9 protein-coding genes, 1 tRNA gene and 1 other RNA gene are annotated in these 14,614 nt (G+C 56.1%); all 11 read right to left on the minus strand.

The features are described 5' to 3' along the window. Positions 1–3: 3 nt before the first annotated feature. The 11 genes from bcsB to ACXKZD_RS18800 all read right to left on the minus strand — a co-directional run bounded on the left by bcsB (position 4) and on the right by ACXKZD_RS18800 (position 14,600). The gene (bcsB, locus tag ACXKZD_RS18750; protein WP_488981795.1) at positions 4–2,955 is read right to left on the minus strand and encodes a cellulose biosynthesis cyclic di-GMP-binding regulatory protein BcsB; all 2,952 of its coding nucleotides are present in this window, start codon (positions 2,953–2,955) and stop codon (positions 4–6) included. After that, positions 2,952–5,063, minus strand: coding sequence for a UDP-forming cellulose synthase catalytic subunit (gene bcsA, locus ACXKZD_RS18755; protein WP_010671648.1), 2,112 nt, complete (start codon positions 5,061–5,063; stop codon positions 2,952–2,954). The genes bcsB and bcsA overlap by 4 nt, the downstream gene beginning before the upstream one ends. 49 nt (positions 5,064–5,112) lie before the next feature. Next, the gene (gene bcsQ / locus ACXKZD_RS18760; RefSeq protein WP_010671647.1) at positions 5,113–5,916 is read right to left on the minus strand and encodes a cellulose biosynthesis protein BcsQ; all 804 of its coding nucleotides are present in this window, start codon (positions 5,914–5,916) and stop codon (positions 5,113–5,115) included. Beyond that, entirely contained in the window at positions 5,907–6,497 is a 591-nt protein-coding gene (bcsO, locus tag ACXKZD_RS18765; RefSeq protein ID WP_045140905.1) for a cellulose biosynthesis protein BcsO, read from the minus strand. Before bcsO ends, bcsQ begins: the two co-directional genes overlap by 10 nt. Before the next feature lie 916 nt (positions 6,498–7,413). Further along, positions 7,414–8,436 carry a dipeptide ABC transporter ATP-binding subunit DppF gene (dppF, locus tag ACXKZD_RS18770; RefSeq protein WP_022624835.1) on the minus strand — a complete coding sequence of 341 codons (1,023 nt, stop codon included), beginning with the start codon at positions 8,434–8,436 and terminating at the stop codon, positions 7,414–7,416. After that, positions 8,426–9,412, minus strand: coding sequence for a dipeptide ABC transporter ATP-binding protein (dppD, locus tag ACXKZD_RS18775; RefSeq protein WP_010257423.1), 987 nt, complete (start codon positions 9,410–9,412; stop codon positions 8,426–8,428). The genes dppF and dppD overlap by 11 nt, the downstream gene beginning before the upstream one ends. A gap of 12 nt (positions 9,413–9,424) precedes the next feature. Then, positions 9,425–10,327 (minus strand): dipeptide ABC transporter permease DppC, encoded by a 903-nt coding sequence (gene dppC / locus ACXKZD_RS18780; RefSeq protein WP_010671643.1) that lies wholly within the window; start codon positions 10,325–10,327, stop codon positions 9,425–9,427. Positions 10,328–10,336: 9 nt separating this feature from the next. Next, positions 10,337–11,356, minus strand: coding sequence for a dipeptide ABC transporter permease DppB (dppB, locus tag ACXKZD_RS18785; protein ID WP_022624833.1), 1,020 nt, complete (start codon positions 11,354–11,356; stop codon positions 10,337–10,339). Between the two features lie 171 nt (positions 11,357–11,527). Further along, complete coding sequence (gene dppA / locus ACXKZD_RS18790; protein ID WP_010671642.1) at positions 11,528–13,138, minus strand: dipeptide ABC transporter periplasmic-binding protein DppA; 1,611 nt, start codon at positions 13,136–13,138, stop codon at positions 11,528–11,530. A gap of 1,222 nt (positions 13,139–14,360) precedes the next feature. Beyond that, positions 14,361–14,490, minus strand: a non-coding RNA gene (locus ACXKZD_RS18795) — RtT sRNA. Between the two features lie 33 nt (positions 14,491–14,523). Then, positions 14,524–14,600, minus strand: a tRNA-Pro gene (locus ACXKZD_RS18800). Positions 14,601–14,614: the final 14 nt, after the last annotated feature.

Below are 14,614 nucleotides of genomic sequence, written 5' to 3' on the forward strand. Positions count from 1 at the left end.
TCCTTACTTCCTGCCGGAATCACGGCCCTGCTTTGGGTTCAGACGTCGCCAGGCATGACGTTTCAGCATCACCCAGGCCGCACTGCCCACCAGCGCGGAAAGCAGCATCGCCGCCACCGCCAGCAGCACCGAGTGCTGGTTGGCATACCACACCACCATCATGTACCAGGGCAACTCACCGCTGGGGAACTGCGCGCCGACGCGGAAACTGCGAATGCCGTTTTCATCGGTAATAATCGCGGTATCGCCACGAATGCCGGCGTTAATCTGCGCTGAACTCAAATCGTTATGCAGTCGCAACAGCTGATCGTCGCTGGTTGCCACCGTCATCACCACCAGCCGATCGCGGTTCCATGGCGATCGATAGCTGAGGAAGCCTCGCCACGCTTCGTTGGAGGAGAAGTAACGATCGGCATCCAGCTGCTGACGACTCCAGTCACCGGTCAGCCAGCCGCGTAATTTTTCCAGCGTATCGGGCTCTTTCACCCCAAAGGTGCTGCCAGTCGCGTCATAAGGGGAAGCCGCCAGCATCGCCTGGTTAAAGGCGCTGTTGCCGGTGGTGCTCACCGCCAGCAGATCGCTCTGCTGTATGCGCGCCAGATGGGTGCCGCCAGTCGGCAGGCCAAACAGTACCTGATTCTGTGTCAGCGCCAGACCGGTGGCTTTACCAGCCCGCGCCGCCAGATCCAGCAGCGTTGACAGTTCAGCATCGCTGGGCGTTTCCGGCAGCAGCAGCGTGGTCTGGCTGAAATCGGCCAGACGTGAGAACGGGAAAGAGGCACCCACAAAGTAAGAGAGGTTTGGCAGCATGCTGAAGTGACGGGTATGGCTCAGATCGATCCATGAATCCTCTTCAATCCGGCTCTTGATGTTGTTGTTCAGTAACACACCGCAGGGCGCATCAGCCCGCGGTTTGATATTGAAGTAGAGCGCCAGCTGGTTATCGCCATAGATCAGGTAGGGTTCGAGATTAAGCTGATACTGCTCCTGACGCGCATCACCGCCCAGACGGTGCCAGGCGTTCTCCAGCAGACCGACTTTGTTCACCGTCAGATTGCGCAGAAAAGTGCCGTTAAGCATGACGTTAAGGAAGGAATTATCCTCATCGATCCAGCTTTCGGACGGGAAGCGATAGTGCAGATTGACCGGCACTGTGTCGCCATCCCACAGGAACAAATCAGGCGCGGCGCGGAAGTTAACACGCAGCGCATCATGCCAGATGCCGCTACTGGTCAGACTCTGATCTTTACGCAGCAGTTCGCTCAGTCGTACCGGACGGTCAGTGTTAATCCAGCGCGGGGCATCGTAAGGTTTGCGGTTTGCAATAGTCTGTGCGGGGACCTGCAGATGACTCTCATCCGTCGTCAGTGGCTGCGTCGTCAGACGGTTCGCCGCCTGACGCAACTGCTCCTCATTGTTGCCACTGACCAGCAGCAATTTGTAAACCGGATTATTGGGATTATCCACCACCTGCAACATCGGACCGTTACTGGCCGGGAAAGTCAGGGTGCCGATCCGGTCACCAGGATGACCAAACAGGATGCCGTTGTGTTCCGGCAGTTCGCCGCGCACCACCGGGAAACGGATGCCGCGATAATCACTCTGAATGCCAAGCCATGATGTCACCAGTGCCGCCGCGCTGACAGCATCGGCTGAAACATGACTGGCAAAGCCCACCGTCACGGTGGACGCCGTCATCCGCTGAGGATCCAGGAAGGGGCGCGGGAAATTACGCAGGCTGGTGCCGATATTGAGCTTCTGACCCTCAAGGTGCAGCGATGTGTTCGGCAGAATGGTGACCTGATACTGCTGTGCGCTCTCTCTTTCACACAGCAACTTGTCCGCATCATTGATTTTAAAACTCAGATTGTTCGCCGACACCACCATCGCCGCCGGAATATCCAGCTCATAGTCGCTGACATCGCTGTCCGTCGCACCCAGCGGCAGCGTGCCGAGCGGCTGACCATTCAGCATCAGTTGCAGCGACGTATTGCGTGCCGCCAGCGCAGCTGAGACGCGCAGCGTCAGATTAAGTCGCGCATTGGTGATGACTTCATCGCCGGGCAGGGTAAAGGTGATGCCCGACTGAAGCTGGCCGCCGGTCAGCGTGATGCCGCGCGACTGGCCCATCTGGGCCACTGAAATAACACTACTGATTGGCTGATTGATGGCAGCCGCGATCGGCGGCTGCGCTTCTGCAACCGGTGCAGCTACCTGACCTGGCGCGTAGGGCAGCGCACTGGCGGCCGCTTCCAGCGCGGGATCGGCACTGCTCAGGCCCTGCGGCAGGGGCACCGCGGACAGCGCGCTGCTGTCCTGGGTCACCGCGCCGGTGGCGGCCATCGGCGCGGTGGTCTGGGCAGAAGCCGCCGCCTCACCGGTCGATGACACGGTCTGAGGCGTTGAGGTCGCGTCACCGGTCACTGAAGATGGCTGAGTTTGTGATGTCGCCTCGCTACCTGGGGCGTAAGAGGCGTTCACCGGGGGTGCCATGGCATTGGGTGATGCACTCTGTGGCGCCGATGCCGGTGCAGATTCTGCGGACGGTGTCGCAGATGGCGCATTTGCCGCTGGTGACACTGACGGCATTGCAGACTCTCCACCGCTGACCGGGGCGGCTACCTGGTCTGAACCTGCCGTCTGGGTGGAACCATTATTCATGGGCACCACAGATGCCGCATCGCTGGCCGGAGCCTGATTTGTCGCGGGTGCAATGACGGTGGCACCGGCAGGCTGCGTGCTGGAAGCAGCATCAGGCGGCGTCGGAGCCGGACTGTTTACCGGCGCACTGGCAGGCTGCGTGGTGGAAGCAGCATCAGGCGGCGTCGGGGCTGAACTGTTTACCGGCGCGGCACTGCTGTTATCAGCAGTAACCGGCGTTTCCGCGCCAGCGGGCGTCAGCCATAACGCTGCGGTCAGTGAACTGACCAGCAAAGTTTGCGTCAGGATCTTCATGCCGCCCCATCCTCTTTCGCCGCCGCGGCAACCGGGTCGACATTTTTACGTTTATCGTGGCGGCCTTTCCAGGTCAGCCAGAACAGCTCAAAGACGGTACGGATAATAGTGCCCAGCGAAATCAGCGGGTTGTCCTGCTTATACTCCGGCTGAATCCAGGCATCAGCACGAGCCAGCACCACACGGACCAGTTCGCGACGACGCGCCAGCGGCATCGCCTCAAAGCGCAGACGGATGCTCTCATCATCGCCGGAAATCTGACTGACCGGGATAGTGATCGCGCCGGATTTCAGCAGCAGATCAATCTCTTCAATCTCATCAGTTTCATGACGTCCATCGGGTGCATCAAGCTGCGCGCCGCCCATCGAAAGGTTGCTGGTCTGGGTGCGCGATGAAATGCCGCTGGCGTAATGAATAATCGCCGGGATTTGCACTTCAACACGGATGGTTTTACGTACCTGCTTGGTTTCGCGCGCCACGGCAATCGCCGCCATCAGAATGATCAGGCTGAAGATCGCCCAGCCGACGTTGAGCGCGATTACGTAAGGATCGACGCCAAAATAGTCATGCATCACGGCGCGCACCACGCCGGCTACAATGCCAATGCCCAGCAGCAGCGCCACAATCACATGCGGACGCACAATGTGGAAATCGAAGAAGCCCTGATCCAGCACGCCGCCTTTATCGGTCACGTTAAACTTGCCATGTTTTGGCGACAGCAGGGTCAGAATGGTCGGGATCACCAGATGGAAGCACATCACCGTCTCATAAATTTCACCCCAGAAGGTGTAACGGAAACGGCCATTCATTCGTGAGTTAACGTAGAGCGACATCACCAGATGGGGCAGCACATAGGCAAAGATCAGCGAGGCCGATGAGTGAATAATATTCAGGTTAAACAGCAGGTAAGCCAGCGGTGCGGTCAGGAAGGCAACGCGTGGCAGGCCAAACTGGAAATGCAGCATGGCGTTGAGATAGCAAAGACGCTGCTGCCACTTCAGGCCACGGCCAAACAGCGGGTTATCGACGCGGAAAATCTGTGTCATGCCACGCGCCCAGCGGGTACGCTGAATGATATGCAGGCCCAGACGTTCTGTTGCCAGACCGGCAGCCAGCGGGATCGACAAAAAGGCTGAGCCCCAGCCCAGTCGCTGCATTTTCAGGGCGGTGTGTGCATCTTCGGTCACGGTTTCAACGGCAAAACCGCCAATCTCTTCCAGCGCTGAACGACGGATAACCGCACAGGAGCCACAGAAGAAAGTGGCATTCCAGTTATCGTTACCCTGCTGCACCGGGCCATAAAACAGCGAGCCTTCGTTTGGAATGCTGCGTGCGGCGCGCAGGTTACGCTCAAAGGGATCGGGAGAATAGAAGTAGTGCGGCGTCTGTAGCAGCGCCAGCTTCGGATCTTTCAGGAACGGTCCGACCGTCGCCTGCAGGAAGGTGCGCGTCGCCACGTGGTCGCAGTCGAAGATGCAAATCAGCTCACCTTTGGTGATTTTCATCGCATGGTTGAGGTTCCCGGCTTTGGCATGTTTATTGTCGTCACGGGTGATATAACCCACGCCGACATCCGCCGCAAAGCGGGCAAACTCGCTGCGCTTGCCATCATCCAGCAGATAGACCCTGATTTTGTCACGCGGGTAGTCGATACACTGCGCCGCGAGTACGGTGTCGCGCACCACATCAAGACTTTCATTGTAGGAAGGCACATAAATATCGACCGTCGGCCACAGGCTGGTGTCGTCCGGTAAGGGTTCGATGGTGCGTTTTAATGGCCAGGTGGTTTGCAGGAAGCCAAGAATTAAGATCAGCCAGACGTACAGCTCCGCCAGATATAAGCCAATGCCTAAGATAGCTTCAACTTCGGAATTAAAGTGCAGCGTCTCGGTGGTCCGCCACCAGATATAGCGGCTGGACATCAGCGCAGAGAGAACCACCATCACCACCGTTATTTTGCGGCTCTTGCTGAAACCCAATAAAAACATCATGCCGATGCTGATCAGACCAAAAATATACTGTTTCTGGCTGTCCATTGGCGTAATGATGATCACCGCCGCAACGGGTGCAAGCACCAGCAGCAGCAGGTAAAACCCGATTTTACTCATGATTCACCCTGAGAAGAGCTGTGTAAGTCAGTCGCCTGGCGGAAGCCGACTAAAAGTGGTTTGTGCGGATGGGAGCCTGAACTTCGCCATTACCCACGGTGATATTCAGAATGCTGCTGACCCTTTTCGCGATCAGTTCAATATCAAATGCCGCTGCGGAGGCGGGACTGAAATCGTAAACAGACTGCTGCGAAGCATTGGCTTCACCCACACTTTCATCGCGGTGAACCACGCCCAGTAAATTATCGCCCAGGCGCTGCTGCATAAACGCGGTGACATCGCGATTGATATTCCGGCGGTTGTCACACTGGTTAAGGATAAAATAGTGACCTTGCTTGTTATTGAGCGGCTTACCGATCATCCGGTTCTCTTCAATCTGCGGTAATAACGATACTGATGCGGTATCGGCTAACATCACCACTAAATGCATATCGGCCAGCGCCGTCATTGCTTTAAGGGCGGGGCCTGGGCCTGGCGGGAAATCAGCCACGATCACCAGACCAGGATAATTGAGCACCGTATCCAGACCGCGCTTAATAAAGTGGGGATCTTTCATCAGGTTCTCTTCGAACCGTTCGCGCTGCGGCTCCGTGACGTCGCCATAGGGCAGCACAAAGATATTGCCGCCAGTGGTAAGAATCGACTGGCTCCAGTCCGCCTGCTCTTCTGAGCGCGCCACAAATCCGCGGCCATCATGAAGCGGCACGCCAAAGTGAAGACGCAGTGCATTCTGCACATCAAAATCAATCGCCAGAACTTTGCTACCGGAACGCGCCAGACTCCAGGCCAGATTCGCCGCCAGCGTGGTTTTCCCCACACCCCCCTTCGGCGAGCACACACAAACTAATGGCATAGCGCAATCTTCTCCAGTAACGGTTTGAGTAAGGTTTCTTTCGGCAGATTAATCTCGCGCGAGCGGAACAGCGCACCAAATCGCCCTGGCTCAGAATGGGTGGCGGTGGGTGCGACGACGGGCTGAAGCTCCGCCACGGTGGCAGGCCGGACCGGCTCAGCACGCAGCATGGTCGCAGGCTCAGCCACGGCCACTTTTTGCAGTGGCGGCGGTGGCGGAAAGAGTGATGAAGGACCGCGTGCAGTCGTGCTGGTTGCTGGCAGGTTGCTGCCTGACAGGCTATCGAGAATCGAGGTGCGAGCTGCCATTGCCGGTTGCGCAGTGAGTGCGGCATGTCGTGCCGGTGCCCCAGGCGGTGGAGCCGTAAACTCATCACCACGCAGCGGCTGAGGTTGCGGCAGGTCAATACGCTCGCCGCCGCCAAACGGGGTCTGATGTTCTTCTTTCGCCAGCTGGCGAATCAATGCCCATTTACTGTGTTCCGCCGCTTCCTGCGTCTGGCCAGACATATCTTTAAAGTCGATGTCGAGCGTTTGCGTTTTCTCTTTAAAACGCTGCAAATCATCGTAATTATTCTTCATTGGCCATGGCCTGCAACAAGGTGGGAATTTTCCTGGAATATAACACATCCCTTTAATATCAGTCAGAAAAACCTGATTACAAAAAAAGCAATTTCAATCAAATTGTTTAATCATAAAGATTCAATAGTGGCAGAAGAAAGCCTTTTCTGAGTCATTGCCGCTGATAATTAATAAGTAAAACTTAAGTTAAATTCATTAGCACTGTTTTAATAATTTTTCAGAAAATACCGCTCTTACAACCTCTGGCACTGCCAGGCTGACTCCTGTAAACAGCCTTTCAAAGAGCGTTCAGGCTGCCGCAGGCGCAAAAAAATCGCATTTCTGCCATAAGTGATTGAGGCTATTTATCTTTTTTCATTGCAAATATCGCCAGAATAAAAACAGGTTAAAACTGATAACGGAAAAAGAGGAGGGATAACCAGGAAGTGCTCGCTGACCTGCGAGCAGTGCGGCTTGCAGCTGAGTTGAGATAAAAAAAGGCTCCAGAAAGGAGCCTTCGGCTGGGGAGTTAAGATCGCGAACAGGCTCAGGGGGCATACGCCTTAAGCAAAGACGCAAAAGACGCCATCCCTGGCAGGCTCAGCGCGGGCGATTACGCACCTCATCCCTAAGGGGCGCCCGCAGCCGGGCCAACGCGTTGCGTTGTTCAAAAACGCTCCCGGCGTTTTTAGTACGCACCTCATCCCTGAGGGGCGCCCGTAGCCGGGCCAACGCGTTGCGTTGTTCAAAAACGCTCCCGGTTTTTTTAGTACGCACCTCATTCCTGAGGTGCGCCCGTAGCCGGGCCAACGCTTTGCGTTGTTCAAAAACGCTCCCGGCGTTTTTGTCCGGGGGGCGCAATGTTTTGCTACAGGCCTGTGCTCCCATCGCTTTCAATTTTGTGCGGTCTGTAAACATCAGAATGCGCTGCCAATCCTCAGTTGACCTTTTCTGCCACGCCGACCGGTTGATTCTCATCCTGATCAACCGCGAAGCAGGCAATCTCCTGTCCGCCATAGTTTTTCAGCTTCGGCTGCAGCTGCACGCAGGTGCCAAAACGTCGGTGGCAGCGGGCATTAAAGGCGCAGCCCGGCGGTGGATTGAGCGGGCTCGGCAGCTCGCCGGTCAGCTTAATGCGCTCACGACGGTCGTCTGGATTAAGCCGCGGCGTCGCCGACAGCAAAGCCTGAGTATAAGGATGGCGCGGGTTGGCAAAAATTGCCTCTTTGCTGCCCTTCTCAACGCACCGGCCGAGATACATCACCATCACCTCATCGGCAATGTGTTCCACCACCGACAGATCGTGCGAGATAAAGACATAAGAAAGCCCCATATCCTGCTGCAGATCCATCATCAGGTTAAGCACCTGGGCACGCACCGACACGTCGAGCGCCGAAACCGGCTCATCGGCAATCAGGACGTCCGGATCGAGCATCAGCCCACGTGCGATGGCGATACGCTGACGCTGCCCGCCTGAGAACATGTGCGGGTAGCGGTCGTAGTGCTCGGTTTTCAGGCCGACTTTTGCCATCATCTCCAGCGTCTTCTCGCGGCGTTCCGCGCGGGTCAGCTGGGTATTAATCACCAGCGGCTCTTCCAGAATCTGGCTTACTTTTTTGCGCGGATTGAGTGAGCCGTACGGGTTCTGGAACACGATCTGGATTTTCTGGCGACGCAGCTTCTGCGCCTGGGGATCATGTTTCAGCAGATCCTGACCGTGCCAGTAAAGCTGCCCTTCGGTCGGGGTTTCAATCATCGTCAGCAGGCGGCCCAGCGTGGATTTACCACAGCCTGACTCGCCTACCACCGCCAGCGTTTTGCCGCGTTCCAGATTAAAAGAGACGCCATCCAGCGCTTTGACCAGACGCTCCTGACCAAACAGCCCCTTCTTCACCGGGTAGTGCTTCTTCAGATCAATCGCCTGCAGCAGGAACTGATCTTTCGTGGTTTCATGACTCATAAGTTGGTCTCCCGGCATCGTCCAGCGGATAGTGACACTTGGACTGGCGTCCTGGAATGGTGCGCAGTTCAGGTTCTTCCTGACGACAAAGGTCAGTCGCATAGGGGCAGCGTGGATTAAGCAGACAGCCAATCGGGCGGTCATACTTGCCCGGTACCACGCCAGGCAGCGAGGCCAGGCGTGCTTTATCGGCCGCAAACTCCGGCAGCGCACGCAGCAGCGCCTGCGTATAAGGATGGCGCGGCGCCTTAAAGATATCGGTCGCTTTCCCGCTCTCCACCACCTGACCGGCATACATCACGATAATGTGGTGCGCCGCTTCTGCCACTAACGCCAGATCGTGAGTAATCAGGATCAGCGCCATGTTCTCCTGCCGCTGCAACTCCAGCAGCAGTTCGATGATCTGCGCCTGAATGGTCACGTCGAGCGCCGTGGTCGGCTCATCGGCGATTAACAGCTTAGGCCGACAGGCGATCGCCATGGCAATCATCACACGCTGGCTCATGCCGCCCGACAGCTGGTGCGGATAGACATCGAGCCGTGACGCGGGATCGGGAATACCAACCTGATTCAGCAGGTCGATCGCCCGCTGACGCCGGGTGCGTTTATTGCCGCCCTGATGCACCTTGATCGCTTCCATGATCTGGAAACCTACGGTGTAGCAGGGATTCAGGCTGGTCATCGGGTCCTGAAAAATCATCGCCACTTCGGCGCCCACCAGCTGGCGGCGCTCACGTTCGGAGATGTTCTGCAGGTCGCGCTGGTTAAACTCCAGCTTCTCAGCCATCACCTTGCCGGGGAAATCGATCAGCCCCATGATCGCCAGGGAACTCACCGATTTACCGGAGCCGGACTCACCCACGATACCCACGACCTGGCCCTGCTCAACCTGATAACTGATGCGGTCAACCGCACGGAACGGTGCTTTATCGTCGCCGAAATGCACCGATAGTTTGTCTACATTTAATAACGCCATCTCGGTGCCTCTTTACTGCTTGAGTTTCGGGTCGAGTGCATCACGCAAACCATCGCCCATCAGGTTAAATGCCAGCACGGTAAGCAGAATGACCAATCCAGGGAAGGTCACTACCCACCAGGCACTTTGCGCATACTGCAGGACGTCGGAGAGCATCGTGCCCCACTCCGGCGTTGGCGGTTGCGCACCCATACCGAGAAAGCCCAGCGCCGCCATATCGAGAATGGCGTTGGAGAAACCTAATGAAGCCTGCACGATCAATGGTGCAAGGCAGTTAGGCAGAATATTCACAAACATCTGGCGCAGCATACCGGCGCCGGCCACGCCGGAGGCGGTCACATAGTCGCGGTTCACTTCCACCAGCACCGCCGCGCGGGTCAGACGGATATAGTGCGGCAGCGCCACAAAGGTCAGCGCGATAGAGGCGTTAACGATCGAAGGGCCAAAGATGGCGACCAGCACCAGCGCCAGCAGCAGGCTGGGCAGCGCCAGCATGATATCGACGACACGCATGATGATGGCATCGACCACGCCGCCGAGATAACCGGCCAGCAGGCCAAATATCACGCCAAAAATCAGTGACAGCACCACCACCAGGCAGCCCACCAGCAGCGACAGGCGCGCGCCGTACATCAGACGCGACAGCACATCGCGGCCTACATCGTCGGTGCCCAGAATGTAGCTCCAGCTGCCGCCTTCCTGCCAGACCGGCGGATGCAGCAGCGCATCGCGGAACTGTTCAGCAGGGGCATGCGGGGCCAGCACATCGGCAAAAATGGCACACAGCAACACAATGATGATGTAGACCAGGCCCACAACGGCGCCCTTGTTACGTTTAAAGTAGTGCCAGAATTCCTGAAACGGGGTCATCGGCTTGGGTGCAACGGTAACGCTGCCGGGATCAACAACAGACATGATGCCCCCTTATTTCTTATGACGTATGCGCGGGTTAACCACGCCATACAGCAGGTCAACCAGCAGGTTGACCACAATAATCAGTACTGCTGTCAGCAGCACCCCGCCCTGCACTACCGGATAGTCACGGCGCTGCAACGCTTCAATCAGCCAGCGACCCAGGCCCGGCCACGAGAAGATGGTTTCGGTCAGAATCGCCCCGGCCAGCAAAGTGCCGACCTGCAGGCCGATCACCGTAACCACCGGCAGCATGGCGTTTCGCAGCGCATGCACTACGATCACGCGCATGCGCGTCAGGCCTTTGGCGCGCGCCGTACGGATGTAATCTTCACCCAGCACTTCGAGCATCGCCGATCGCGTCATTCGCACAATCACCGCCAGCGGAATGGTGCCGAGCACGATGGCAGGCAGAATCATGTGCATCACCGCATCGTGGAAGTCGCCCGGCTCACCCCAGAAGAAGGTATCGATCAGCATAAAGCCGGTCAGCGGCATGGTGTCATCCAGGAAGACGGTGTCGCCGACCCGCCCGGAAACCGGCGTCAGGTTGAGCTGTACCGAGACCAGCATGATCAGCATGATGCCCCACCAGAAGATCGGCATGGAGTAGCCGGTCAGTGAGATCCCCACGGCGGTGTGATCGAAAATCGACCCCCGCTTCACGGCGGCCATGACCCCAACCGGGATACCAATGGCCACGGCAAATATCATGGCGCAGAAGCCGAGTTCCAGCGTCGCTTTGAAGCGTGGAACAAACTCATCCCAGACCGGGATGCGGCTCTTGAGTGAAATGCCCAGGTCGCCATGTAATACGCCGTTAATGTAGTTCAGGTACTGTTTCCACAGCGGCTGATCCAGACCTAACAGCGCCATTAACTGTGCATGGCGTTCAGGAGAAATACCGCGTTCGCCCGCCATGATCAGTACCGGATCGCCGGGGATCATGTGAACAAATGCGAAGGTGAGTAATGTAATACCGATAAACGTTGGGATGACAAGGCCCAGACGTCGGAGTATGAACTGCAGCATAATCCGGGTTCTCTCTTGTCCGCGCGACCGTCGCCGCGAGGGTAGTTATTGCTTACATCTGACGATCGGGTAGGCCCGACCGCGACGCAGACAGGCTGCGCCTCTACCGTTTCCAGTAAAACAGGGAGATAAAGCCGGGGCGACGCGCAGCCACCCCGGAAAAGGCGACAATTATTCTTTAATGTCTACCTGAGCAAAGTAGTGTCCGCCCAGCGGATCGACTTTGTACCCGGAGACTTTCTTGCTGACCGGTTCGTATACCGTTGAGTGCGCGATCATCAGCGCCGGTACCTGGTCATGCATCACAACCTGTGCCTGCTTGTAGTACTCGATGCGCTTCGCCTGATCGGCGGTGGCGCGAGCTGGCTGAATCTGATCCTCAAAGGATTTATCACACCAGCGCGAGTAGTTAGAGCCATCTTTTGCCGCTGAACAGCTGAACAGGGTGGCCAGGAAGTTATCCGGATCCCCATTGTCGCCGGTCCAGCCCATCATGACGGTCTGGTGCTCGCCTGCTTTGGCGCGCTTCAGATATTCACCCCACTCGTAGGTGACGATTTTGGCTTTGACGCCAATCTTCGCCCAGTCGCTCTGGATCATCTCAGCCATGCGGCGCGCATTCGGGTTGTACGGACGCTGAACCGGCATTGCCCACAGGTCGATTGAGAAGCCGTCTGCCATGCCCGCTTCTTTCAGCAGCGCTTTGGCTTTCTCAGGATCGTAGGCGTAATCTTTCACGTCGTCGTTATAGCCCCACATCGTTGGTGGGATCAGGTTTTTAGCAGGCTGACCTGCACCCTGATAAACGGCTTCGATAATCGCCTTTTTGTTGACCGCCATGGTCAATGCCTGACGCACTTTCAGGTTATCCAGCGGTTTTTTCTCAACGTTGTACGACAGATAGCCGACGTTCAGGCCAGCCTGCTCATACAGGTTGATGTTTTTGTCCTGCTTCATACGCGCGATGTCAGCCGGGTTTGGATAGGGCATGACCTGACATTCGCCCTTCTGCAGCTTGGCGTAACGCACTGAAGCATCCGGGGTAATGGAGAAGACTAAGCGATCGATTTTCGGCTTGGTGCCCCAGTAATCCGGGTTAGCTTTGTAAAGGATGCGCGAATCTTTCTGGTACTGCAGCAGCTGGAACGGACCGGTACCGACCGGATTCAGGTCGACGTTTTGCGGGGTGCCCGCTTTCAGCATGTTGTCAGCGTACTCTTTCGACAGAATCGAGGCGAAGTCCATGCCGAGGTCAGCAAGGAACGGCGATTCAGGACGCGTCAGCACAAAGCGCACGGTGTTCTCGTCCACTTTTTCAATTTTGCTGATCAGCTTCGGCATGTCCATGCCTTCGAAATATTCGTAGCTGCCGCCGGAGACGCCGTGATAGGCGTTGTTTTTATCCAGCTGGCGCTCAAAGGTGAACACCACATCATCCGCATTAAAGTCGCGCGTCGGTTTGAAATCTTTGGTGGTCTGCCACTTCACGCCTTTGCGCAGGTGGAAGGTGTAAGTTTTACCGTCTTCACTGACATCCCACTTCTCTGCCAGCGCAGCGTGCAGTTCGGTGGTGCCGATAGTGAACTCAACCAGTCGGTTGTAGATCTGACGTGAGCTGGCATCGTAGGTGGTGCCCGAGGTGAACAACTGCGGGTTAAAGCCTTCCGGAGAACCTTCAGAACAGTAGACCAGGGTTTTTGCCTGAACACCGGCGGCGACAGTCATAGCAATCAGGCTCAGACCGACCTTCAGCATCCCGGATTTAGCCAGGGAGTTGATCATGCTTTTGCTCCATTGTGATGTGATGTTGTGTGTATTGCCCGACCTCTGATTTTTTTATGCGGTTCAGGCGTACCACCGAACAGGTGGTTAAAGCACGCTACGTTTTTTTTGTTTTTTCTAATGCAGATGGTGCATTCAGAAAATTCCGTAACTGCGCGTTTATTGACGCATCAATTTGTCAACAGTTGCAAAGAACGTCAATACAACGGTTACTTATTTACACAGAGTGTGAGGGATAGCATGCAACGGTAATAAAAACCCTTTCGGCCTAAAAGCCATACAATGCACAGCGCTGCTGGTCTGATTTCCGTGCATTGTGCTGGATGGTTGTTCTATCGCTAGTGATTCTCACCGCTAAAAAACTTAAAACTTTTACCGGCAAATGTTGAATAACTGAACGATTCACCGTGCGTTATGACGTTCATCCAGCGGAATATGCTGGTAAAGAAGCATAAGAAATCAGCATGTTGCCGCTTTCGGTCATAAGAAGAATGTGTCGCGAATTATGATCGCATCTCTTATATGGCAAGGCCTGCCAGCGGGTAAGTGATGATAACAACGGCTGGTAAACAGAATGCGCGGTGGATGGGGTTTACTGGAACTTTCTGGAAGGTGACAGCTGAGGTTTGGATCTGTCAGCCGTCTGAGGCTCCCAAATAAGTACCTGATGCGTCTGCCAGACGTGAAGCGAAGGGAGCATACGCCTGGAGCAAAGCATCGCGCCGCCCGGATAAAAACGCCGGGAGCGTTTTTGAACAACGCAAAGCGTTGGCCCGGCTACCGGCGCACCTCAGGGATGAGGTGCGTAATCGCCTGCGTTGAGCCTGCCAGGGATGGCGTTTTTGCGTCTTTGCGGAAGGCGTATGCTCCCTGAAGCCCACTCAGCGGTAATAATGTGAATGCTTAGCGGTCAGATCGAGACTGCTTCGGGAACACGGTCAGATCGGAAAGGCGCTTAAACCATCCATGGACGCTCGGCCCACGCCGTCCATGGCGTGGGACGCTTTCCTCCTCTGCCCCTGTTCCCTTCGCCTTGAGATTGTTCATTGCTGTCAGCGTCACTCGGGTTTGGATCTGTCAGTTGTCTGAGATGCTTCTGTAAGTACCTGATGCGTCTGCCAGACGTATGCTCCCTGAAGCCCGCTCAACGGTAAATCCGTACCTTTCGTCCACTTTTTACAGACGAAAAAAAACCTGTCTTTTCAGACAGGTTTCTTAAATATGGTCGGCGAGAGAGGATGACTCTGCTCTGCGAGCAGCGCCCTTCGGGCCGTTGCTGAAGCAACGTTGTCTCGCTACGCTCGGCTCAAACCTCCTTCGGAGGTTCTCATCCTCTTTTCTTCAGACGAAAAAAAACCTGTCTTTTCAGACAGGTTTCTTAAATATGGTCGGCGAGAGAGGATTCGAACCTCCGACCCACTGGTCCCAAACCAGTTGCGCTACCAAGCTGCGCTACTCGCCGATGGGGGCGCATGT

This window comes from Pantoea sp. ABR1s (assembly GCF_057812235.1).

Bases quoted from the DNA above. Each gene is read 5' to 3' on its own strand.
- bcsA (WP_010671648.1), bottom strand. From the start codon at position 5,063: ATGAGTAAAATCGGGTTTTACCTGCTGCTGCTGGTGCTTGCACCCGTT.
- dppB (WP_022624833.1), bottom strand. From the start codon at position 11,356: ATGCTGCAGTTCATACTCCGACGTCTGGGCCTTGTCATCCCAACGTTT.
- dppA (WP_010671642.1), bottom strand. From the start codon at position 13,138: ATGATCAACTCCCTGGCTAAATCCGGGATGCTGAAGGTCGGTCTGAGC.
- bcsQ (WP_010671647.1), bottom strand. From the start codon at position 5,916: ATGCCATTAGTTTGTGTGTGCTCGCCGAAGGGGGGTGTGGGGAAAACC.
- dppD (WP_010257423.1), bottom strand. From the start codon at position 9,412: ATGGCGTTATTAAATGTAGACAAACTATCGGTGCATTTCGGCGACGAT.
- dppF (WP_022624835.1), bottom strand. From the start codon at position 8,436: ATGAGTCATGAAACCACGAAAGATCAGTTCCTGCTGCAGGCGATTGAT.
- bcsO (WP_045140905.1), bottom strand. From the start codon at position 6,497: ATGAAGAATAATTACGATGATTTGCAGCGTTTTAAAGAGAAAACGCAA.
- bcsB (WP_488981795.1), bottom strand. From the start codon at position 2,955: ATGAAGATCCTGACGCAAACTTTGCTGGTCAGTTCACTGACCGCAGCG.
- dppC (WP_010671643.1), bottom strand. From the start codon at position 10,327: ATGTCTGTTGTTGATCCCGGCAGCGTTACCGTTGCACCCAAGCCGATG.